Annotated in this window: 21 protein-coding genes, 1 rRNA gene and 2 riboswitches; all 22 genes read right to left on the reverse strand. The window is 39.8% G+C overall.

The features are described 5' to 3' along the window. Nucleotides 1-67 (reverse strand): 16S ribosomal RNA (locus M3610_RS24235); the annotation flags it as partial. A gap of 351 nt (nt 68-418) precedes the next feature. Beyond that, complete coding sequence (gene ptsG / locus M3610_RS24240; RefSeq protein WP_251463181.1) at nt 419-2,485, reverse strand: glucose-specific PTS transporter subunit IIBC; 2,067 nt, start codon at nt 2,483-2,485, stop codon at nt 419-421. A gap of 188 nt (nt 2,486-2,673) precedes the next feature. After that, entirely contained in the window at nt 2,674-3,516 is an 843-nt protein-coding gene (gene glcT, locus M3610_RS24245; protein ID WP_098573459.1) for a glucose PTS transporter transcription antiterminator GlcT, read from the reverse strand. A gap of 175 nt (nt 3,517-3,691) precedes the next feature. Beyond that, nucleotides 3,692-5,020, reverse strand: coding sequence for an NCS2 family permease (locus tag M3610_RS24250; protein WP_098573447.1), 1,329 nt, complete (start codon nt 5,018-5,020; stop codon nt 3,692-3,694). Nucleotides 5,021-5,133: 113 nt separating this feature from the next. After that, nucleotides 5,134-5,235: riboswitch (purine riboswitch) on the reverse strand. A 209-nt stretch (nt 5,236-5,444) separates the two neighbouring features. Further along, a complete protein-coding gene (guaA, locus tag M3610_RS24255; protein ID WP_098573461.1) occupies nt 5,445-6,965 on the reverse strand; it encodes a glutamine-hydrolyzing GMP synthase in 1,521 nt (506 codons plus the stop codon). Nucleotides 6,966-7,113: 148 nt separating this feature from the next. After that, nucleotides 7,114-7,216, reverse strand: a riboswitch (purine riboswitch). A gap of 81 nt (nt 7,217-7,297) precedes the next feature. Beyond that, nucleotides 7,298-9,511: a transglutaminase TgpA family protein gene (locus M3610_RS24260; protein ID WP_251463183.1), complete on the reverse strand. Its 2,214-nt coding sequence runs from the start codon at nt 9,509-9,511 to the stop codon at nt 7,298-7,300. Beyond that, the gene (locus M3610_RS24265; protein WP_251463184.1) at nt 9,508-10,728 is read right to left on the reverse strand and encodes a DUF58 domain-containing protein; all 1,221 of its coding nucleotides are present in this window, start codon (nt 10,726-10,728) and stop codon (nt 9,508-9,510) included. The genes M3610_RS24260 and M3610_RS24265 overlap by 4 nt, the downstream gene beginning before the upstream one ends. After that, on the reverse strand, nt 10,729-11,685 hold the full coding sequence (locus M3610_RS24270) for an AAA family ATPase (RefSeq protein ID WP_251463185.1): 957 nt from the start codon (nt 11,683-11,685) through the stop codon (nt 10,729-10,731). Nucleotides 11,686-11,903: 218 nt separating this feature from the next. Continuing rightward, complete coding sequence (locus M3610_RS24275; protein WP_098573457.1) at nt 11,904-12,413, reverse strand: DUF6241 domain-containing protein; 510 nt, start codon at nt 12,411-12,413, stop codon at nt 11,904-11,906. Between the two features lie 181 nt (nt 12,414-12,594). Then, the gene (locus M3610_RS24280; RefSeq protein WP_251463186.1) at nt 12,595-13,083 is read right to left on the reverse strand and encodes an antitoxin YezG family protein; all 489 of its coding nucleotides are present in this window, start codon (nt 13,081-13,083) and stop codon (nt 12,595-12,597) included. A 6-nt stretch (nt 13,084-13,089) separates the two neighbouring features. After that, on the reverse strand, nt 13,090-13,458 hold the full coding sequence (locus M3610_RS24285; protein WP_251463187.1) for a DNA/RNA non-specific endonuclease: 369 nt from the start codon (nt 13,456-13,458) through the stop codon (nt 13,090-13,092). Beyond that, nucleotides 13,455-13,589, reverse strand: a complete 135-nt coding sequence (locus tag M3610_RS28105; protein ID WP_257148651.1) for a hypothetical protein — start codon at nt 13,587-13,589, stop codon at nt 13,455-13,457. Before M3610_RS28105 ends, M3610_RS24285 begins: the two co-directional genes overlap by 4 nt. 220 nt (nt 13,590-13,809) lie before the next feature. Continuing rightward, nucleotides 13,810-14,058, reverse strand: a complete 249-nt coding sequence (locus tag M3610_RS24290) for a hypothetical protein (RefSeq protein WP_098576706.1) — start codon at nt 14,056-14,058, stop codon at nt 13,810-13,812. Nucleotides 14,059-14,090: 32 nt separating this feature from the next. After that, nucleotides 14,091-14,336 (reverse strand): Imm59 family immunity protein, encoded by a 246-nt coding sequence (locus M3610_RS24295; protein WP_098576705.1) that lies wholly within the window; start codon nt 14,334-14,336, stop codon nt 14,091-14,093. Between the two features lie 98 nt (nt 14,337-14,434). Further along, on the reverse strand, nt 14,435-16,342 hold the full coding sequence (locus M3610_RS24300; RefSeq protein ID WP_098576704.1) for a TNT domain-containing protein: 1,908 nt from the start codon (nt 16,340-16,342) through the stop codon (nt 14,435-14,437). Nucleotides 16,343-16,346: 4 nt separating this feature from the next. Continuing rightward, nucleotides 16,347-16,673, reverse strand: a complete 327-nt coding sequence (locus M3610_RS24305) for a hypothetical protein (RefSeq protein ID WP_098576703.1) — start codon at nt 16,671-16,673, stop codon at nt 16,347-16,349. Next, nucleotides 16,666-17,376, reverse strand: a complete 711-nt coding sequence (locus M3610_RS24310) for a DUF5081 family protein (protein WP_251463188.1) — start codon at nt 17,374-17,376, stop codon at nt 16,666-16,668. The genes M3610_RS24305 and M3610_RS24310 overlap by 8 nt, the downstream gene beginning before the upstream one ends. Then, a complete protein-coding gene (locus M3610_RS24315) occupies nt 17,373-17,672 on the reverse strand; it encodes a WXG100 family type VII secretion target (protein WP_098576701.1) in 300 nt (99 codons plus the stop codon). Before M3610_RS24315 ends, M3610_RS24310 begins: the two co-directional genes overlap by 4 nt. Beyond that, the gene (locus tag M3610_RS24320; RefSeq protein ID WP_180230278.1) at nt 17,659-18,069 is read right to left on the reverse strand and encodes a chorismate synthase; all 411 of its coding nucleotides are present in this window, start codon (nt 18,067-18,069) and stop codon (nt 17,659-17,661) included. The genes M3610_RS24315 and M3610_RS24320 overlap by 14 nt, the downstream gene beginning before the upstream one ends. Further along, complete coding sequence (gene essC, locus M3610_RS24325; RefSeq protein WP_251463189.1) at nt 18,056-22,594, reverse strand: type VII secretion protein EssC; 4,539 nt, start codon at nt 22,592-22,594, stop codon at nt 18,056-18,058. Before essC ends, M3610_RS24320 begins: the two co-directional genes overlap by 14 nt. Nucleotides 22,595-22,605: 11 nt before the next feature. Beyond that, nucleotides 22,606-23,787 carry a type VII secretion protein EssB gene (essB, locus tag M3610_RS24330; protein WP_098576698.1) on the reverse strand — a complete coding sequence of 394 codons (1,182 nt, stop codon included), beginning with the start codon at nt 23,785-23,787 and terminating at the stop codon, nt 22,606-22,608. Nucleotides 23,788-23,851: 64 nt separating this feature from the next. Further along, complete coding sequence (locus M3610_RS24335; RefSeq protein ID WP_251463190.1) at nt 23,852-24,103, reverse strand: EsaB/YukD family protein; 252 nt, start codon at nt 24,101-24,103, stop codon at nt 23,852-23,854.

Consider the following 24,103-nt stretch of genomic DNA (forward strand, 5'->3'; position numbering starts at 1 on the left):
GCTCGACTTGCATGTATTAGGCACGCCGCCAGCGTTCGTCCTGAGCCAGGATCAAACTCTCCAAGAAAGTTGATTAGCTCATTTGTTACGTTGGCTCATGTTCTAACTATATATAATAGAAGAAACACGATTAATATTGTTTGTTTGCACGATTTTGTTTGTTTAGTTTTCAAAGAACAAGCTCATTACTCCGTTAGAAGCAACTTTATTACTATATCATTTCAGCGAATCGTTGTCAATGTTTTTTAGCAATATTTTAAACACCAACAAGTTGTTAACTTGTCATTAACGACTGCTTTAATATAATACCACCACGCCTATGCCGCGTCAACAAAAACCTAGAATTATTTTTCCATTTCCGACTTTCTTCTATAATATAAGTAGAAAAGCCGGCCCAGTTACCAGGGCCAGCTTCCTTTTACTTTGTAATCTTAACGATTCCTTCTTGCTTCAATTCCACTTGACCCTGGTTATTAAGTACAACTTTTTCACCTTCGGCTAAGTTCGTGAAAACAATCGGAGTTATTGTAGATGTTGCATGTTCTTTAATGTAATTTAAATCAACTTTTAATAACGGCTGCCCCTGTTCAATGATGTCATCTTCAGAAACTAACGTCTCAAAACCTTGACCTTTTAAATTAACAGTATCAATACCAACATGAATTAGGATTTCACGCCCTGTATCAGATAAGATACCAATGGCATGTTTAGTTGGGAATAGGTTGACGATTTTTCCATTTACCGGTGAAACCACCGTTCCTTCAGCTGGTACTATCGCAAAGCCATCGCCCATCATTTTTCCAGCAAACACCTGATCAGGCACTTCAGTAATTGGCTTTATTTCCCCTTTAAGTGGTGCTGCAAACACTTCATTCTCACGCGCTTTTTCAATTGCATCTGAATTCACATTACTTTGTTCCGGACTTTTTTCCGCTGTATCAACAGAAGTGGTACGAGGTCTCTTACCGGACATAATATCTTTCATTTGACCCTTAATGGTTTCAGAACGTGGTCCGAAAATTGCTTGAATGTTATTTCCTACTTCTAAGACTCCAGCTGCACCAAGTTTTTTCAATTCAGCTTTGTCCACATTTTTAATATCATTAACCGATACACGAAGACGTGTAATACACGCATCTAAATGAGCAATATTATCTTTTCCACCCATTGCATCTAAAATATTAGCTGCTAAATCACCTGAACCTGATTTTCCTGTTGCCGCTTGATCTTCTTCTTCCTCAAGTTCACGACCTGGAGTTTTTAAATCAAACTTGCGAATCGCAAAACGGAAACCGAAGTAATAAATAACCGCAAAGACAAGACCTACTGGAATAACGATCCAAGCATTTGTTTGTGGGTTGATTAATCCAAATAAAATATAGTCAATAAGTCCACCTGAGAAGGTCATCCCGATTTTTACATTTAACAAGTGCATAGTCATAAATGATAATCCAGCAAAGATTGCGTGGATACCAAATAATACTGGCGCAACGAATAAGAACGAGAATTCAATCGGTTCGGTAATACCAGTAAGGAAAGAAGTTAACGCCGCAGAAGCCATTAAGCCTCCCACAAACACTTTCTTTTCTGGACGAGCTTCATGATAGATCGCTAATGCAGCAGCAGGAAGTCCAAACATCATGAATGGGTATTTACCTGTTGTGAACGTACCTGCAGTTAAATTTTGAACACCATCTTTAATTTGTTCCATGAAAATACGTTGGTCACCACGAACAAGGTCACCCGCAGCGTTTGTATAGCTTCCAAATTCATACCAGAATGGCGCATAGAAAATATGATGCAATCCAAATGGAATTAATGAACGTTCAATCACCCCAAAGATAAAGGCAGCAATCGTTTTGTTCGCATCAACCATATTCGTAGAGAACGCATTTAAGCCTGATTGAATTGGCGGCCAGATAAGGATCATTAACAATCCTAAAAGAACAGTACTTGCAGCAGTTACAATCGGAACGAAACGCTTACCAGCAAAGAAACCTAGATATGATGGCAATTCAATTTCAAAGAATTTATTATACATGTAAGCGGCAATTAGACCGACGATGATACCTCCGAAAACACCCGTTTGCAGCGTAGGTATTCCTAGTACAGAAGCATAACTTTGAGGATGCTTCGCAAGTGCATCTGCATCAATGCCCAATGCAGTCCCCATTGTTGCATTCATAATAAGGAAACCGACAATCGCAGCAAGCCCTGCTACACCTTCTCCCCCTGCTAGTCCAATCGCAACCCCAACAGCAAATAATAATGATAGGTTTCCGAATATGACACTACCAGCTTGTTCCATAATCCTTGCAACCATCGCAATCCCGCTATTATCTAAGAATGGGGCGATGTCAATTAGTGTTGGGTTTTGAAGCGCATTACCAATTGCCAGTAAGATCCCAGCAGCTGGCAGAATCGCAACTGGTAACATTAATGCTTTACCGACTTTCTGTAAAACACCAAAAGCATTTTTAAACATATAAAGTCCCTCCTATTTTTTGTTTAGCTCATAAAGCGGTTACATATTTGTTAGAAGTAACAACAAAAAAGGCATGAGTAAAGGTCCAATTGAATAAAGCTATGGGTATAGATTACCCCAATAACTTGAGTTCAATTATACTTTTTACTCATGCCTGATCGAATCAGTAACACGTAAAAGAATAAGTGCTATTTATATTTTTTTTGAAGTCGTTGTAAATGCATCGTTAGATATACTGCTTCTGCATCAAAGACTTTTAATTTTAAGGTTTGTTGCATCACTTTTATGAGCTTCCATGAAAGATTATAGCATATAGGATATTCATCTTTCAATAGGGAAGAAATTTTTTCTGGCTCATCCACTTTTTCACCGTTTACAACTCGTTCAATCGCAAAACGGAGATGGCGAACAAGTCTCATATAATCGATTCCTTCTTTATCTATTACTAGCTCCAACTGTTCTTCAACCATATCGACCAGTCTGCTGACAAGTTGGGAATGTTGGTTTACATCAGATAGGTCTTTATTGGTTATTGCACTGTGAATATGCAAGGCGATAAAGCCAACCTCACCGATTGGAAAGCTAATCCCAGTGTTATCCTTAATAAGTTGGACAACTTCTTTAGCCACTTCATACTCATGACGATATAGCGCCTTTGTCTCCACTAAGAAGGGATTTTTCATTTCCATCCCCTGGGAAGCCCGTGTTAAGGCAAACATTAAATGATCAGTTAAGGCAACATGAATATGTTCATTTAACATCGAATTTGTTCGTTGCTTGATTAACTCAATCGATGCGATGATCACCTCTAAGAAATCGTTATCAATAAAAGGGAGCAATTTAAGATAATTTTGTTGCTCCTTTTCATTTTTTAAGACAAAGAGCTTTTCAGCAGAGTCCTTCTCAATTAAATCACCATGTTTGCGATTAAAGCCGATCCCCTTACCAATCAAAACTACTTCACCATAGGAAGGATGTTCAGCAATCAATACATTATTATTTAAAACCTTTTCAATTTTCAGCTGCGCCATTCCCTTTTTCCCCACTTCTCCCATTTTACCTTTGTAATTACAGAATAAAAGACAGAAAACAGGAAGTCAACGACAAAGTTCGACAACATTATGTCCTACTAGTTGGTAAATTATTCGAACGATAATTTTTGACAAAATAAAAGGAACTGTGGTGCGCCCACAGTTCCCTTTAACATTATTTTAAGAAAATAAAATATAGAACAAAGATTACAAAGAAAAAGTACATAACTGGGTGAATTTCTTTTGTACGACCCTTGATCATCATTGTAATTGGGTAAAAGATAAAGCCAACCGCAATACCTGTTGCAATGCTGTAAGTCAGCGGCATAGCAATCATTGTTAAGAATGCAGGAACAGCAATTTCAAAACGCTGCCAATCAATTTTCCCTAGTGAAGATACCATTAACACCCCAACAATAATTAACGCAGGTGCTGTTACAGGTGCAGTAACCACTGATAATAACGGAAAGAAGAACAGCGATAAGATAAAGAATCCAGCTGTTACTAAGGCTGCAAATCCAGTTCTAGCACCAGAGGCAACCCCTGCAGAGGACTCAATGTAAGATGTTGTAGTTGATGTACCTAATACAGCACCAACAGTTGTTGCAATCGAATCCGAAATTAGCGCGCGTCCAGCTCGAGGCAGCTTATTGTCTTTCATAATTCCCGCTTGGTTTGCTACTGCAACAAGGGTACCTGCATTGTCAAAGAAATCAACAAACAAGAAGGTAAGAACAATTCCAAGCATGGCTGTTGTATAAAAAGAGCTATCTCCGAACGAAGAGAATGCTGCACCAAACGTCGGTGATAAGCTTGGAACAGAATCAACTACTTTAGTCGGCATATCAATTAAGTTAAAGATCATTCCTACGATTACTGTGATGACCATACCATAAAATACAGCTCCGTTAATACCTCTAGTCATCATAATTACTGTTACGACGATACCAAAAATAGCAAGTAGTGTAGGCCCGGCTGTCAAATCGCCTAATCCAACTAGTGTTGCATCATTATTGACTACAATCCCAGCATTTTGTAATCCAATAAAAGTAATGAACAAGCCAATCCCTGCACCAACAGCATGTTTTAAATCAACTGGAATCGCGTTAATGATTTTTTCGCGCAGGCCAGTAAGAGTCAATAAGAAGAAAAATACACCTGAGATAAGAACTGCTCCAAGGGCGTGCTGCCAAGGAATTCCGCTCCCTAATACCACCGTATAAGCAAAGAACGCATTCAAGCCCATTCCTGGAGCTAATGCCAGCGGATACTTCCCAAGGAGTCCCATGACAATTGATCCTAGTGCAGATGCAAGAGCTGTTGCCACAAATACTGCACCATAGTCCATTCTTAAGGCATCAGGATAGTCCTTTATGGAAGCTAATGATAATGTTAATGGATTAACAACTAGTATATAAGCCATTGCTAAGAAGGTCGTTAGTCCCCCAATAAACTCACGGCGATAATTTGTCCCATGTTTCTCAAATTCAAAATACTTATGCATTCTTTTGCCCCCTAAGGTTCTTTCTTTATTGTTTATGCAAAAAAGCTCCGGTTTATTCTACCGGAGCTGACGTAAGGCAAGTGCAATAAATAGAGGAAAAGAAAACATACCTCTTATATTAAACACTGCCTCGTAGTCAAGCCATTTACGGTGGCTCGGTAGAAACTTTTGGGCCATATCCCCAAGATTATACGATGCAATTATTATTACCTTCTCTTAACACGTTTTTTATTTTAGCAGGAAAGAAACCTCTTGTAAACAAAAAATACGAACGATATTAAAATAAATTTTAACATCGTTCGTGAATATGGATGTTCCTGATATAATTAGTCGCTTTTTCCAAAAATAAATAAGAACTGGAACCAATAATCGGTTCCAGTTCTTTGCTTTTCTTATTGTCAGCGCCTAGGCGCTTCCGCTTTTCTTATTCCCACTCAATCGTTGCTGGCGGCTTACTTGTAATATCATAAACGACCCGGTTGACATGAGCTACTTCGTTAACGATTCTTGTTGAAATGACTTCTAAAACATCCCAAGGGATCCTTGCCCAATCGGACGTCATTCCATCAATGGAGGTCACAGCACGAATTCCAATCGTGTAATCGTACGTTCTTGCATCCCCCATTACACCGACGCTGCGAATGTCCGGTAGTACAGTGAAATATTGCCAAATTTCTCGGTCGAGACCGGCCTTTTTAATTTCCTCGCGAAGAATCCAATCCGATTCACGAACAATCTCCAGTTTATCCTCTGAAATGGCCCCAAGCACACGAATGCCAAGACCTGGTCCAGGGAATGGCTGTCTCCAGACGATATCATCCGGAATTCCCAGCTCAGTTCCAAGTGCCCGGACTTCATCCTTAAATAAGGTGTTTAGCGGTTCGATTAGTTTAAATTGCATATCTTCCGGTAATCCGCCTACATTGTGATGGGACTTAATGGTTTGTGCAGTCGCCGTACCACTTTCAATAATATCGGTATAAAGCGTACCTTGGGCCAAGAACTCAATACCTTCCAGTTTTGTCGCTTCATCGTCAAATACATAAATAAATTCATTACCAATAATTTTTCGTTTTTTCTCAGGGTCAGAAACACCTTCTAACTTCGATAAGAAACGGTCTTTGGCATCAATTTTGATAACATTCATGTGGAAGCCTTCTGAAAAAGTCTTCATCACGCTGTCAGCCTCATTTTTCCGAAGCAAGCCATGATCGACAAAAATACAAGTAAGTTGATCACCGATTGCCTTATGAATCAGCACAGCAACAACGGATGAATCCACCCCGCCGCTTAAAGCACAAAGAACTTTTTTATCGCCAACCTGCTCACGAATCTTTGCCATTTCCATTTCAATGAAGTTACCCATTGACCAATCGCCAGTGCACTCACACACGTTAAAAACAAAATTTCTTAGCAACTCATTCCCATAAACGGAATGACGTACTTCCGGGTGGAACTGAACAGCATAAAGTTTTTGCTCTTCATTACTCATTGCTGAAATTGGACAGGTTGGATTTGTGCCATCAACAGTAAAACCTGCAGGAGCTTCGACAACAAGATCACCGTGACTCATCCACACGGTTTGCTCATTTGGCAGTCCGGCAAATAACGCTGATGGATTCTGTACCGTCATCGTTGCTTTTCCGTATTCACGTTCTTTCGCTTTTTCAACTTTCCCATTAAAATGGACGGTCATTAATTGCATCCCGTAGCAAATACCGAGGATCGGCAGACCCATTTCAAAAATGGCTTCATCACAGCGGAAAGAATTTTCATCGTAAACACTATTTGGCCCGCCGGAGAAAATAATCCCTTTTGGGTTTAACTTGCGGATTTCTTCAGCTGTAATCGTATGCGGATGTAATTCACTGTATACCCCGAATTCACGGATCCTGCGGGTTATTAACTGGTTATATTGACTTCCAAAATCTAATACAATAATCATCTCATTCTTGCCTGGCAAAGCATCCACCTCAATTTTCTCAAGTTATAGTTATTATGAACCTTTACAGCAAAGGATATAAAAAAAACTAGAATTCTCCCCTCCAAAAAATATCAGGAAGGCAGAATTCTAGTTTTCTCGTAAAAAGACCACAGAAAAATCCTGCCTTCATAGTCAGGTCATTATACGGTGACCCGGTAGAGACTCTCGAACCAAATTTTCGAGGATATATGAAGGAATCGTACTATATTTTGAATAGTACAAGCATCTTTTTAGGCAGGTGCTTGCGCTAAACATGAATTAGTACATATTGTAACAATAGGTGGTTTTTCCGGTCAAGCAATTGTCTTTTTGATTAAATTTTCCCATAATTCATGCGATTCTTTCCAAGTGCCCTTTGGCAATTGCTGATGATACAGATAATTTTCATAAATAGCCGTTAGTTTTGACATTTCTCTTGTCGAAAAGAAGGAATCAATGTAACGGGCATAGTTTCGTAGGGTTTGGTTTTCCTTCCGCTTTAATCCGTAGCGTTCAAACTGTTCCAACAAAGCTAAGTAGGCAGCACTGATGTTTTCGTCCTTTTTCTTAAATCGGTAAATGACTAACAGTCCATATGGAAACCACTTACCGCGACTGCGGTAAAGAATACCAACTACTGCAGCCACTATTATGATTATGAAAACCATCCGCTTCCAATTGTTTTTCACAAACAATTGGGTCTCTTCCCAGACCCTTTTAACATCAAAGAAAGATTTCGAATCATTTGCTTTATTAGGATCCTTAATCTCTTTCTGCTGAGGCTTCTTCACTGGAGCTGGACTGGCTTCTTGATTATTGGATGATGTTGGGCCATTCGTTTCGTAATTGATGATAATTTCATTTGAAAAGCCCTTGGTTGGCTCAAATGGAACCCAGCCTTGGTTCGGAAAATAGACCTCAACCCAAGAATGGGCATTATTATTTGTTACCTCATACACTTGAGTCCCTGAAGTCTCATCACTATATTGGAGGAAATCTCCGCCTGTGAACCCTTTTACCCAGCGCGTTGGAATCCCGAGTGTTCTCAGCATCACCGCCATCGAAGAGGAGAAATTGTCACAATAACCCCTTTTTGTCTCAAACAAAAATTGATCCACATAGTCATCTTCGGTGTCAGGCACCGCAACATTTTTCTGGTCATAAGTGAACGCAGATTTTCCAAAATAACTTTCGATCGCTTTTGCTTTATCAAACCAATTGGTTTTTGTGGCCGTAATCTCTGCTGCTAATTCTTTCACTCGTGGCGGAAGATTCTCCGGCAGGAGTGTATATTTTTGATAAAATTTCTCGTTGATGATAGTTGGGTCATAGCTCGTTGTTTGGACTAAGTCTGAAGCTTTATACTTTGGTTTTTTATATTCAACAGTAAAGGCCTGCGGTACAGCAGGGACATTGTCAATAGCTAATAGGCTGATTCGCTCATTCGTCGTATCGATTTCATATTGACTGCCCTCTGGAAGCAGCTTTAACACTTTGCTAATTCCGGCTGGATACATAAGAAAATTGAAATGATAATCTGGACTTGTCACCACCCGCGAAGTCTCTATAATGGTCTCTACGGTGTCAGGCACCGAAAAGACAGGCACAAGGTCTTCCTGACGGAATGAAATAGGTGTGGTGCCAGAGGCCAGCCAGCCTTTTCCTGTATACACGTCCTTCGTTTCCATCTTCCAATAATTTTTTCCGTTCCCTTCATACTGAAAGACTCGGTTGTTATCCCCTATAAAAGGACCGCCTAGTTCCGCATCATTGGTTCCATAACCGATACGATTGACACTTCTGGCCTTGTCTTCAGGAACCTTATCGTTATTGGCTGTTAGATATGGAACTGGGTCCGGCCAAATCGGCGCAGCTTTCGGTGCAGCGATGCCAACTAACACACTTAAGGAAATCATAACCGCCAACGGCACCATCCACCTGCGCAGAAACGTAGGTTCAGCGCTGACATTTTCTTTTTGAATAATTCGGAAGTATGTCAGCATACCCATTACTGCAAAACCAGCCACCACCGTTCTGACAATGGCATATTTAGCAACATACGGTGTAAATGTATCTAAAACCGTAATATAGACTAAGGTCATAAAGAAAAATATAAAGATTCTCTTTCGGTTTAAGATCCAATAATTGATTAAGTAAACCATTAGCCACAGCAAGATAAAGAATAACAATGTCCTGAACTCATTGGATAAGTCATTCCAGTTCCTTGCTGCAAGCACACGAAGGTTATCAAAGATATCTTTAAAGAAGGCCGTAAACCACGTTGAATCAAAAAACCCTTCTTCATAATGAAGCTGGTTAATGGCAAAGAAAATAAAGATCGTTTTGAAACTATAGTTCCAAATCCATTTCAAATGAAAGTAAGATACAGCAAACGAAATCACGATAAAGATAAAAAACATCTCAATATGATTGGTTTCTGTTAATTGTTCAATCGGACGCAGCCATTCACTTAATAATAAAAAACTAAAGGCATATAACAAAAAGGATGAGAAATCTCTTTTGATCAACGGAAGTTCACCTCCGAAAAGGCTGCCGTGAATTCGCCTTCCTGAACCAAGACAACCCGTACTCCACGGGCATTGGCAATTGCCATCAGTGAGCGTTCCTCATCCATCGGCGCTTCTTTCTCCCCTTTAATTAGAAAAAGCGTAATTGTTCCTCCCTTTCGCTGACCTAAGAAGCTTGCTTTTTCAATCAGTGGTTTCGTAATTTGTGCAGTGATTAGCATAAACGAAACCGTTTGCTGAATGAGAAGACCGTCGGTATCTAACACCTTTTCAAATGGTAAGGTACATTTCGCCTCTATTTTTGCCAGATGAAAAAAAAGATGCTGGAGATGCTGTTCTCCGCCGCGAATCGGGAAAGAGGCTCGCTCGTTGCTCATTGTTAACAGACTGGTCTGGGCACCCTTTTTCAAAATAGCCCGCAATAACGAGGCTGTAAAGGAGACAACTGGCTCAAACTGCTTCGTGGGTACACAGTCCATGACCACAAAGACATCATGTGATTGCCGCTGTTCGAATTCCTTTGTCATGAGGATATTTCGTTTGGCGGATGCTTTCCAGTTGATCCAAGAAAAGCGATCACCCGGCTGGTAATCCCTCACCCCAGTCGCCATGGATGTATCGCGCTGGACACGTTCCCTTGAAGCCGTCAGGCCCGAATCATAGTGATTTTCAAATGACCGGTATAATAGCTCTGTATACGCCGGATAGACAATGATTTTGCCCTCCATGGCAGCCTTTTTTTCCTTTTCAAATAAACCGAGCGGATCTCCAATTCTTAAAGTAAAAGATTCGAAAAAATGTTCTCCGCGCGGCAGCTCATCAATGATATATTCATAGGAAAATTCCTTTTTTAAGCCCGGAAGAAGCAGGGCTTTCGCTCTCTTTTGCTGAGGAGCAAATTTCAAGGATTCATCTAACTGATCCTCAATCAATAAATAAAAAAGCGGAAATGATTTTGCTCTTTTTACTGTAACAATTACCTTTAAAGGCTCTCCGGCATTAAAATCTGTTTTTGGCAATATTCTTGTTACTTCAAGTTCGTTTAAGGAGTAAAAAAAGATGGCCACACCATAAATGGCAAAGGGAAGAAAGCTATAAAATAAAAACCAACTTACAAATCCTCCTTGAAACATGGCATAGGAGAAAGCTAATAAAATCAAAAAAAGCAGCAGAATAAACTTCCAAACTTTTTTCAATATCATCCTTGTTTTTTTCATTTATTTCACTAACCTTTGAACTGGAACCGGTACTCTGGCAACCACCTGGTTCACTAAATCTTCAGCCGAAATCCCTTCAAATTTTGCCTCCGACTTTAAAATAATCCGGTGGGATAAGACAAATCCTGCTAAATATTGAATATCATCTGGGAGAACATAATCGCGGCTATACATGTACGCATAAGCCTGTGCTGCTTTCATCAAGGCAATTGAACCCCTTGGACTAGCCCCAAGGTAGACACTGCCGTGGCCCCTTGTGCGGTTAACGATATCAACGATATAACGCTTCATCGTATCATCAACAAACACATCTTTGATTTCTTTTTGTAAATCAAGAAGGCCTTCAAGGTCAATAACAGGAGTTAACTCCTCAATCGGCGGGACCTTTTGTGCTCTGTTCAACACTTCCATTTCCTCTTGTAAGTCTGGATAACCCATTCTCATTTTTAATAAAAAACGGTCCAATTGGGCCTCGGGAAGCGGATAGGTCCCTTCGTATTCAATCGGATTTTGCGTCGCCATAACAAAGAATGGCTTGTTCAGTTGATGGGTCACACCATCAATGGTGACACTTGCTTCCTCCATCCCTTCTAAAAGGGCAGACTGGGTCTTCGGGGAGGTCCGGTTAATCTCATCGGCAAGTATGATATTCCCCATTAACGGGCCGGGGCGAAATTGAAATTCCATTTCTTTTGGATTATATATAGAGACTCCGGTTACATCGGATGGCAGAAGATCCGGAGTGAATTGAATTCTACGGAAATTGGCATTCACTGACTTGGCCAACGCACGGACCATCATCGTCTTCCCAACACCTGGTACGTCTTCTAAGAGGACATGGCCCCCAGCTAAAAGGGCAACCAAGCTAAGTTCAGCAACGTCCCTTTTTCCAATCATAACCTTTTCTATGTTTACTAGTATCTTTTCTATCGTGGGATTCTTTTGATCAACAGACAAGGTGACTCCTCCTCGGACGGGTTATACCTATTTTGGGCCATTCCATTTATGTATTCTATAGATTCCTAAAATATTCCTTTATAGCAGACGAACAATATTCAAAACTAGTTAAAAATTAGACGGAGATACTAAAAAATGTTTCTCTAAGCAAAAAAGCCTCCTTCAGCAAATGAAGCAGACTAAACAATTTTAAGATTGGGCAGGTTATATCATGAATTTCACTTCTGTTTTACATCATAATTCTCCTGAATAAACTCCATTTCTTCCTCAGGTGAAGCTTTGCCGTTGGCTTTTCCAACCGTGCCGCCCTGCAGCTCCCAAATGGCATTGTGATTCATAACCACGTAATCGAAATTGCCTTTATCCCAAGATTTTAATATAGTTAAATAAACATCAGCATTCTCATATTCTTTTTTATTGGCTTCGACCACTTGTAGTAATCTTTTCACCCGCTCAGGCGTTAAAGGCAGTGCGCCCCACTTTTTGTCAGCTAATACCTTTTGGTGTGACATATTATGTATGGCTTGCTGAACATCGTTTTCACTCATGCTAAACGGAAATCCACGTTCAACCTTTTTAGTTTGTTCATGGACTTGAACTACCTTTTCACCCTTCGGTGCAGTTCCTACGCTAACAGAGACATTTTCCTTATCAAAATATAAATAACCCCCTATCAAAACACACGCAAGTATAACTGGTATCCATATTTTTTTAGGTATTTTTTTCATCGTTTCCCCTGCTCCTCAAAATGAGAGGTTTGGAGCATCCCTCCGCACCTCCAAGATAGGCTTAGATTTAATAATTCCACATTTCCCCTATATTTCCCTTTAAAACCTCTTGAAAAATGGTAATCTATCATAAAAAAGCCTACTCTATAAAAAGAGTAGACTTATCGTTACATTCCTTCTCTTAAATTGGATTATCTGGAAATTCATTATAATATTTATCGATTAACTTTTTATCATGTTCATCATCAGGTACTTCTCCTAAGTACTTATTTTTCCAAATAATCATTTGGTCACTAAAACTATATTCTGTATTAAACCAATTTGTATAATCATAATGCATCTTAAATTTCCCATTACTCTCAAGAGATAACGTAAATGAATACCAAAGTTCCTGCTGATTTTCTTTAAAAATATTTCTCAATTCATCGCTCAATGCAAACAGCTTTCTTTTATTCTTTTTAAATTCTTCTTTATTAATAGCATAGTTAAATGGGATTTTCACACTATAATGAAAGGATTGTTTACTTTCTGGTGTATTATAAAAAAAATAAGTTCCCCCTCCAGATTCTGATATTTGAGCATAAAAGTAAAATTTCTCCCATTCTTCCGGAATCATTTCATTAACTGTTTCGGCTATTTCTCTATATAACTTATTCATTTCTTTTTCCACTTCGAATCAACTCCCCGCACCATTTCTAATCATCTTCTCAAATATCCCTTTTCCTTCTATTTCATAGACTATCTCAAAAAAACTTGGTCTTAGTGAACTTCCTGAATAAACCGGCTCAATTTTTACAGATACTTTTTTCGGTGGAATTTCTTTCAAAGCTTTTGCCCATTCCTTCTCCACTTTATACCACTCTCCACCCGAGCGATTGATTTGTCTATTCTGAGCAATTAAATTGTCAATATCTCCAGATCCATGGAATTGGGTTCCTATCAAGTGCCCGCCATCGTCATCCAATAGCCTGTCTTCTCGGCCCGCTGCCACTTGCATTCCAGGTTTTCGTGTGGAAGTAGGAAGAGTAGTAGACTCAGCAATCACCCAAGCGAAAAACTTGACCCCGCCGCGGAGAATGGGCTTTTCGTTCCATCTTTTATTGCTGCCGAAGCACTTTTCAAACGTGTAACTGTTAGCTGACCAGCAGTTTTTACCATGTGATCGATATGAGTCATTCCTTGATGGATACTCCCTTTAACTCCTGTCCGCAATCCGATTGTTCCGATACTCTCCCCAAGATGGGCGAGACGGACCGTGCTTGAGAATTTCGTTAACCCAAGTTATCTCATTGAAATTATAAAAAGGATTCAAAGCTCATTTGACTTTGAATCCTGGATTTATATCTTGTATCTTCCTAAACGATACGAAAAACCATAGCCTCTTAAAATTATGTTTTTATATTAGACTACGTTTCCTTCTACTTTCTGTAATACTATACATTAAATCAAATATTTCTTCTTCTGATCCTCGTTGAACGATATCCAAATCTTGTCGTTCACCTATCATATATATTTCCCAAAAATCCCCTTCTCTAAAACATCCTATTGTATAAGGTACATTTGAAACCATACCTATAACAATTTGCAATTCATTTAAATTTATGTTTTCTTTTTCGACTCTTTTTTCGTATTCTTCATTAGTCACTTTTTAACCCCTATAAAAAAAGAATAATAAATTTATTGAAACAATATTTTTTCCGTTCTCAATCTTTTAATAAAATTTTCAAGCGCATCACTTTCATTATCAAATACAGTTATGGAACCTTGGACAACACTAGCTCTCTCATCGGTTACATATACTTCCCAATTATTATTATTACCACTTATCCCTACTTCATTTTCTCTTAAAGGATGATCATTATACCAATTAAAACGTTGCAGCCCTTCATTTTTTATTATTTCCTTTGCTTCTTCATTCGTCATATCATGTCCTCCTTAGGATAACTTTAAGGTTAGTTAAATTATAGTTTATAAATTATTAGTAATTACTATAGCAATGGATTCCTTACCTTAAATTAGTATCACTTAACTTCCTTTAACAGTCCCAATTCTTCTAACCATCCTACAGGTAATGGAAGTTCATATTGTATTCCTCCACCTGACGACCCAAAACCTTCTGCAATTCCCCCTTGATGTGTAACTAATTTACTGTAATCCCCATTATAATATCTTAGTACCTGAGCTTCTATTTTTAATTTCAGTTGAGGATTGTTACACTTAGCAACATATTCCTCTAGCTTTGAAAAATCGCCCGTTACTTCATATTGATGATATTTTGAGAGGTCTTCTAAATATGGTAATGATCTTTGGTCATAAGTGAATGGAGTACCTTCTGGTACAGGTGAAGTGTATCTGCCATTTGCAGGTCCATATCTATCAAGGGTTTCAGCAGGTTTGGGCACATATACTTCTTTAATTGCATTCCCATCAGCATCAAGTACATAGCCTCCATTTGGAACCTCAGACCATTTGATTGAACCGTCCTCATTTAAAACTCCTGGATTCTTAGGTATTTGTATATCTTCCGGCCATTTTCCAGTTTTTAAATATTCCTCGGCATAGTTTGTATTAGAGTAACTATCATTATTCTTTAAATATTTATATAAATCTTCCTGTGAACAAGTAGTTTCTGTTAATAAGGTATCAACAGTTTTAATAGCTTCCTTAGGACTACTCTTACCGAGATTAACCCCATCAATCCGGCTCAATACATCTTTCAGCTTATTCTCCACCGCATGAGAATTCTCAACAGGGATTCGAACCTTTCCAACATCGCCAGCATCGCCAATTGACAAGCCCATCCGCCGCGACGGGGTAATGTTTTTCGCCTTTGTTATAGCAGAATCTACTAACCTTCCTGCTTCCAGTGTATCTTTTGCCAGTTTATTTTTCACCACATTGGTTGTATCTATTATTGCCGATGACGCACTCTTCAAACGTGTGACCGATTGCTGGCCAGCGGTTTTTACCATGTTATCGATATGATTCATGCCTTGCTGGATACTCTCTTTAACTCCTGTCCGCAATCCGATTGTTCCGATATTCTCCCCTAGATGGGCAAGACGGACCGTGCTTGAGAATTTTGTTAACCCACTCACACCAGGAACAATATCCAATGGAGCTAACAGTCCACGAAACCAGCGCTCCCCTGTCCCCAGCTCCCGACCTGACACCCAGTCCTTACCTGACACAGCTGTACTCAATTCCAGCGCCCCATAAGCAGCCCCTAATGCCAAGCCGGCTGGAGGACAAATAATCGTCGCCCCCACAATAACGGCCAACGCCCCGATTTGAACCCAAAATTCCTTGTCTTCTTGTTGGTTACGAATCGATTCATACTCAAAGGCACGCGTATTTAGAACACCTTGTTGATATTCTTCTTGCGAGAAATCCTGGTCTGGATTAAGTTCTTTCCAGGCATCGTATTCAAGTTTCATTTGTTCTGCATAATAATTATCTCCACTAAACAAGTCATCCAAGCTTACTTCCGTTTTAGGAACTTCCAACGATTGAGCAGGACCGTAACCGTAACCTGCATAGACATACTGAGTCTCTGTCGCCCCGACTCGATTCGTCGTCGTATAGCTGGAAATCGTTAAATCCCGCATCGCCTCGACAAAGGCATCCATATCTTCATAGAAAGGCTGATCAATTGTGCGGTCAACAATCTCTCCGACCTTCCCGGTAAAGTTATGTAAAATCTCGAAGTCTTCAAATAATCCCTGGTACTTGCTTTTTTGACTGGTGTGATGAAAGGTTATGACCCCGTCACTATCATAGTTCGCGATATCAGACTCAGCATCCTCTAAATTATCACTTAGATCCTTTAGGGTATCAATCATGCCTTTGCCCCAGCGGCCAAGGCCAATTAAATCGCCAATGCCGTCTTTCATCTTTTCCCAGTCTGATGGGATATATTTTACATCCATTCAATTATACCCCCAGTTTCGCAATGATTTGCTCAGCAATCGCTTCGTCTGCCTGCATCATCGTATTTAGGATATCAATCACCAACGCAGCCGCTCGGGAGTAATTGTCATATAAATCCATTACCTTCTGATTCGCCTCCGCATATACTTCCATGGCTTTTTTTGCTTTTCCTTCTGTGTAATAATCAAGACTTCCGAGCTTTTCAATATTCGGGGCAGCATTAGTCTCTAGTTCCGTAATAATTGCTTGTAAAAAGGTGAAAATTGTTGTCATCTCATCAGGATTTACATTGATGAGCAGGCTAGAACCGCCCCCATCAGCTTTAAGCATATGACTTCTCCTCCTTATAAGGGAAATCCATTTCGTCAAATAGGACCTTCAAAAACCAATATTGACTAGCATGGTAATATTTTTTATTTACCGTATCGACCATGATTAACTTTTCGTCTTTCGTAAAAATGAGCCACTGCTGATAATAGTGCCAATTAAATCGGTCTTTATGTTCCTCCTTAAGATGAAAGAATTCTATATTCATAAACATCTCTTCCGGCTCAAAACACTCTGTCTCGCGTCTTTCCTGATTGGATAATTCTTTTTTTAGGAACGCTTTTTCCATTTCAACCGGTTCTCTTACCATCACCGGAAATTGTTCACTTAACATTTTTAGAAGTGTTGCTTTAGAGGTGATACGTAACTGATAAGACCCTTGTCTCTCCAACTCTACCAGCACAATAACCTCATCTCTTTCACGTTCACGGAAGGCAAAGAGAAGATTATTGATACGAACGTATTTCTGGCTTTGATGATAAAATTCAAGGGTTTGGATGACTAGCGCCCCAGACTTTGTGATCTTTCCAGCGGGTGAGATGATTTTCTTCTCAATCAGCCGGTTATGAGCCTCTTTAAAGACTTCTTCGCCTTTTAATTGGTATACTTCTTTCTCAGGCAAGCCAAAAAGAACATTCCCACCAAAAGCTGCCGCTAATAGGTATAATTCAGCCACCGAAAACGTATCTGTTGACCGTTCCATCATAAATTCCTCACTTCCCTTACTGAGCCGTCTTGAAGGAAATCATCGAAGTAGCCATCAAGGTTGTTTAACGCTGTTGTTTGTTTTTTGACGGCAGATTTTAGGTCATGATGATATTTCTGAATGATTTCTAGATAACTTAAGAATGAATCTCTAGATTTCCCGCTCCATTTAGCCGAATGCAGGTAAGAAATTAGTTGTTCACAAGATTCATAGGTTTGTTCAATCGATTGCTCTAACGCCTTCGCCGCAGCCTTCGCTTCATTTACCTTATCCCCATCAATTCTAACGGTCCCCACTGATCAATCGCTCCAATCTCTCCTGTAGCTCTTTCAATTCCTTTTCTCTTTTTACTCTTTCCGCTTCCGCCTCTTTAATGGCCAAATCCTTATAATGAACATATCGTTCATATGCCTTATTTTTCGCTGAAACCAGTGAACTCCGCTTTTCTTGATCTGCTTGAAAATACTGTTTTAACTTTTCCGTTACATCTTCCCTGCTGGTTTCAAAATCATTTGAAGGTATATCTGAATGAGATAGATACGGAATCGTACCTAGATAGGAACTGTACGCTTGATTTGCTTCTGAAACCTTATGATCGTGTTCCGAAATGGCACTCTTGAGCTTTTCATATAGCTCATAATAATCATCTCTTTTTTTCTCCGTATCACTTTTAAACCAATCAAACATGGACATTCACTTCCTCTCTATTTACGTATGGAGCCGCAATTTTGATTTTCTCTGCCTTGCCTTGTCTAATGTAGTAAGCTTCATAAGGAAGTAGGTTTTGCTCTTTATAAGGACGACTCAAGACCTCAAGGATGCTCTGATCCGTAATTCTTCCAATTAATATTCCCGCCTTTTGTTTCTTCACTGTTGTGGCGATATCGTCATATTGTCTTTCTAATGCGCCATGGACGGCTCCGATCACAAAATAAATTCCTGTTCTCGCACCCGTATCAATCAGATTAGCCAGCATCGATTGGCTCGTAAACGACATCGATTCGATGATGAATGAGACATCCGTGATAAAGACAATCATTGGGCGAATTTCCTTAAGGAAATCATTCCTTGTTGCCCGTCCGTTAGTAGCTGTTTGCACTTGACGGAAGGCATCTTCCCTGGTTTCAAATAATTGTTGGAGCCGTTCTACAAAGACATCCATTGTTTCTGCATGATCCGCGTAAAGATTCACATTTTCCTTATAAACTCTAAATCTCGAAGAAACATTATCGATTAATCCCACATCAATGTGCTGATTAATCGAGATACTGGAAATCAGTGTTAGATATGTTTGTTCAACAGCGTCCATGCGATCGCTTAAGATTAATGTGTTTTGATCTTCAATGACAGATAACTCCATTGGCTCTACATTTTCAAAATCGACAGCAAACGGGATACCGCCATTGTTTACGATCGCTTTCGTCTCTTGTTTTTCAATAAAAGAAGTAAACTCAATAACATCTGGAACCATAGGAATTGGTAATGGCAGTTCCCCATGCCAGGCATTCCGCATCTCTTTACTCTCTTCTTGTATCCGATTAATAATCGAGAGCGTGTCGTCACCTTCGACAGGTAATGCCGTTTGAAATAATGTTGGCTGTTCTAATTTAATCAAGCCTCTTCCAGGAACTTCTTCAATTTGTAAATCCGTTCTTCCCACAATATTACGAGACTCCATTCCATCAATCATAAATAAAGAGATTTGATGTTTAATATTGGCAAGAACCGGGGCTCTCAGCACACTCTGACGTCCCGCACTAATAGCCATATGAATTCCTACACTAACACCTTCCCTGGCAATCTGCGCAGCCATTTTTTCAAAATCATCTCGATAGGCAGCATCATTAATGGAATCGAACGTATCAATAATTAAAAGAATAACCGGAACCTCTTCACCACTGACTTGTTCATACATTTGAATATTAGCGACACCATATTTACTTAATCGTTGCTTGCGTTCTTTCAATTCCTGCTGCAGGCGGCGGAAAAGCTTTCCTAACTTTATCTCTTCATCCCCCATAATCGTGTCTGCTGTATGCGGAAGTTCCCTCAATGGCAGCAGCCCATTTGTTCCGAGATCAATCAAATAAAAGTGGACTCGTTTAGGACTATGTTGTCTAGCAATATTCATGGCCACAGTTTGCAAAAAGGTCGACTTCCCATACCCTGGACTAGAAAAGACAGCCATATGACCATCCTTTGTAAGATTTAAGGTAAGTGGTTTTTGGGCCTGCATTTCCGGGAGATCTACAAAGCCAAAGGTCACCTCCAACGGTTTCTTATCTCCATACCATGCCTCTTTGTAGTTCCTCTCAGCAAAATCAGAAAGGAAAATCCGCTCTTCTAACGGCGGCAGCCATGGTCTAGGCAGATCCGCGATACGGTTTTCTGCTGCATAGGCATGGATATAATCCACAACTGCATCCAGTTCGGTTGGAACCTTTGTTATCTCCCTCTTATTCGATAGACCACTTAAGTCATCCGAGAGGATGTCGTATTGTCCAAGCTCATTAATGGCATAAATGGTCGTATCCAGTAAGTCTTGTTCATTTTTATTTGGGATATAATCAGCACCGCTCCATGCACTTTGAAAAAGTTCATAAATTTCATTGTTCCCTACTTGTAAATAAGAACGGCCAGGCAGTGTAATATTCGCAGCATCCGGCGTTTTTAAGATTTCCATCGAATCACTGGCGTTTTGTACCTTGAGTGCAAGTTTAAATTTAGAGTTGGACCATATTTGGTCATCCACAACACCACTGGGTTTCTGGGTAGCCAGAATCAAATGAATTCCAAGTGAGCGGCCAATACGGGCTGTGGAGACCAGTTCTTTCATGAATTCAGGCTGCTCGGATTTGAGTTCGGCGAATTCATCTGAGATTAAGAATAAATGGGGCATTGGTTCACTTGCCTCACCTGATTTATAGAGCTTTTGATATTGATTAATGTGGTTGACATCATGCTCGCCAAAAACACGCTGGCGCTTTTGTAATTCTGCTTTAATCGAAGCAAGTGCACGCATCGATTGCGTACCGTCTAAATTTGTAATCGTTCCTAATAAATGCGGGAGATCTTTAAATAAATTGGCCATTCCTCCGCCTTTGTAATCAATGAGCAAAAACGCAGCTTCATGCGGATGAAAGTTTACCGCAAGCGAAAGAATATACGACTGAATGATTTCTGATTTCCCAGAACCCGTTGTTCCCGCGATTAAACCATGCGGTCCATGTGCTTTTTCATGGAGGTTCAAATTGACAAGATCTTCTTTCCCCCGCAATCCTAGTGGAACAGCCAAGCTTTTATAGGTTTCATTTTTAGGCCAACGCCACTCAATACCGAGCTCCTCCACTTTCTCTACACCGTACATTTCGAGAAAAGTCACGCTTTCTGGTATTGAATTCTTTAGACTTTGCAGATGATTAAGCGATGCCAGCGCGCGAGAGAAATCTTCTTTATTAAAATCTTCCGGAAATTGATCCGGTGCGAATCTCCGATTGACCAATTCACCCTTCTCAAGAATCATCACTCCAGTTGAGGCATCACGAATATCAATGACCGTTTTCACATGTTCAGGAAGAGACTGCATAACATCTTGGACGAACACAAGTGAAACGCCTAATTCACTTGGGTCTTCATTAAAATATTCCATCACAGAATGATCCAAGATCATCTTTTCATCTGTGATCAGCACCACAAAGTGAGGAGTAAAATGCATTTTTTCACTCTTATTACTTTTCTCACTAATCGCGAGCTTGCGCGCTTTTAAGATCTGATAAAGTGAGTTAAGCACTTGATCACGGGATCTTTCGTGATAAACAAATCCCCTTACGTTTAGCTCTCGTAAACTAGCATGCGGGAGCCAGCGCATCCATTCCCATTTTCCCTTTTCTTCTTCCGGAAAGATCGTGACAAACTGCACATCATGGTAACTATGAAATAAAGACGTCTGCATCACCAGCATTTGTAGCTGTTCAAGCACGAGCGAACGCTGCCCGATGTATCCAACAGGTCCGTTTATAAGTGACGTCGCTGCCGGGACCTCCTCTAATGTGAGGTACTGAGCTCGAAGCTGGCGGGCTGCATCTACCAATTCATCCTTTACAAGGGTAAACTCCTCGATATTAAACTCAATCTCGAAGCTCGAATCAATCCGGCCCAATCCAAGACGATACATAAGAAAGTCATGATGTAAGCTGGTCTTTTCATACACGCGGGAATTCACTTTCATGGCCATATCCCGTAACTGCTGCACGTCTGGAAAATGATAATGGAGTGCATGCCGCTGCTCTTCACTTACCTGATATAATTGCTGTGTTTTTTGTTTCAAGTACTCTCGGTAGCTTGTATCCCGCTCTTTAATATCCATACTGTATTTCTTCAAACTTTTTAGATAGGATGTGATGGAAAAAATGACCGTGGTTACTGTCATGGCAAGCATAATGATGATATAAAACCCATTTGACATAAATAATGAAACCAATATCATTGCTGCAATCATCACCAGCGGCGGAACGATCACCCGTGCCAGTTGCTCACTCGGTTTTCCAGGCTTATTAGAGGGGTTAGCAATTTTTTGTTTTTCCTCAGGCTCACGGTAGATAATCCTTGGTGAACGATGATAATCAGGGTAATGACTGCCGAATTTCTGGTCAATGTCAAATAAACGAATTAATTTAGTTCCGATGATTGATTCTGCTCCGAGAATTTCAAGTTCATCCTGGCCAAGCCTCATCATCATTCCTTCAAAAAAAAGCTGGTCTCCTGGTTCTAGCTGAACTACACCCTTTGTTCGAATATAATTGTGGTAAACCTCACCTTCAAAGACCTCAAGTTTAAAAGGATCTCCTAACTTCTTACGAATAAGTACAAAATCCAGTGTTTGGCTCTCGATTCTTACATCATCGTAATCATTAGCACCAAACGTAATACTAAAGTTTTGTGTTGTATCGAATACACACCGCTCAGTCTCTTCCATCAAATACATCCGGATGGCATCATCATGAGTGTTAAATGTAAGGCATTCGTTTACCCGAAGCTGTTGTTCACCGATTGTGCACGCAGCACCATCCCACATAATGGACAATCCTGGATGTAAATCAATAAATGTCATCGTATTGGAAAGATCATTTCCAACTGTTATTGTTTTTGGTTCATTTATCGTTAAATGGCATTTATGCAAATGATCTTTATAACTCAGAAGTAATAATCGTTGTGTCATCTTTCTCTCCCTCAGTTCTGCGGGTTTAGTATGGATTCCAGACCATATTTGTCAGCATATGTATCATATTGGTCTTGATATTTTTGAACTTTCTTTTCACGTGCTGTCCCACTTAAATCAGGGTCATTTTTTGCCTGTTCTATTTGCTTAATCAGTCCATACATAATTAATTGGGGATCATCAATATACTTTGCAAGATCGATAGATCTAGCAAAATCACCCCGGCCATTGTAAATCCAATACAATAAATAGTTAGGATCACTTTTTATACTAATATTTTTCAAGATTACCTCTTTCTGATCATCAGAAAGCTTTTCTGTTTTAATGAAGGAATACGCAAGAACATACTTACTCGTATCTGGTAATTTTTCTGGTGTTTGATCTTCTAAATCATTAATGACATTCCCATAATCTATAGATAAAAAATGACGATCTGCTTCGAGGAGATCATTTTGGAAAGGTGTTTTTACAAAGCTAAAATAGACGAGCGGAACAGCCAATATAACGACCAGTGCAATCATGCTAAAGGTTAATTGTTTATAAAGGCGAAACCTCTTTTTCGGTACATTTACTATGTTTTTTTCTAACTCCTGCTTTTCCTTAGTGTACTGTTCTTCCAAAAATTTGACTAAAGAAGCGAATTCCTGCAGTTCACCCACATGACGTTCAAACGCAGAATCCTTGGCATTTGCTAATGAACCAGAATAGAGGTCATCGTAGGTAAACTTTTTTGAAAATAATGCGATAATGATACATTTATATTGGAGAATAAATTTATCTTCATTCAGTTCATATGGGGGAATTAACTCCCGGATACCGCGAAACACGATTGATGGTAAAAGATTCTCATCAAAAATCAGATTGTCGGGATGTAAGAAGAAGGTCATGCGCGTGGTTAGGATTGTTCTGAATCGAGCAAGATTACACAAAAGGCGTAGTTTTTCTTTTCTGCTTAGCTTTTGTATGTCATCCCATGTGTGAGCCCGTGGATCGACTTCAAATGAAAAGGTAAACTTGTCGTCTCCTTCTTCAACGATTGCAGGAACGAATAGATCTGAGTCATGGTTAATTAAAGCCAATTGGCGTACATCTTTTACTCGTGTTTGGGATTTCGGCAAGTCGAGCTGCCATTTATTATTAAGAATGAGAAACTTGTATGTCATGGACTCCAATTGGATGCTTTTTTCATTCATGGGTTCTAACTCCTTTTAAGAAACAGGCGCTATCTTCCCATCAGACAGGCCTGTTTCTATATACTTATAAGACTAGTAAAAGGTCTCCATTGGTTACCGGGTAATCGATAAGCCGGTCGTCATCTGCCAATAAGAGTTCCTTATTAGAGAGCTTTACTGCAAAAAGAGGTGCTCTTTCAAGATCCAGATTTAAGGATTCGGCCAAGTTCACCAGCAGTTGTTTTATCGGTTGATGAGCAGGGATTCTTACGTCATATTGCCCTTGGCCCCATCTGCTAAAATCAACGGTCACGTTAACATGTGTTTGACTAGGCAT

The sequence above is a fragment of the Neobacillus sp. MER 74 genome (assembly GCF_023714155.1).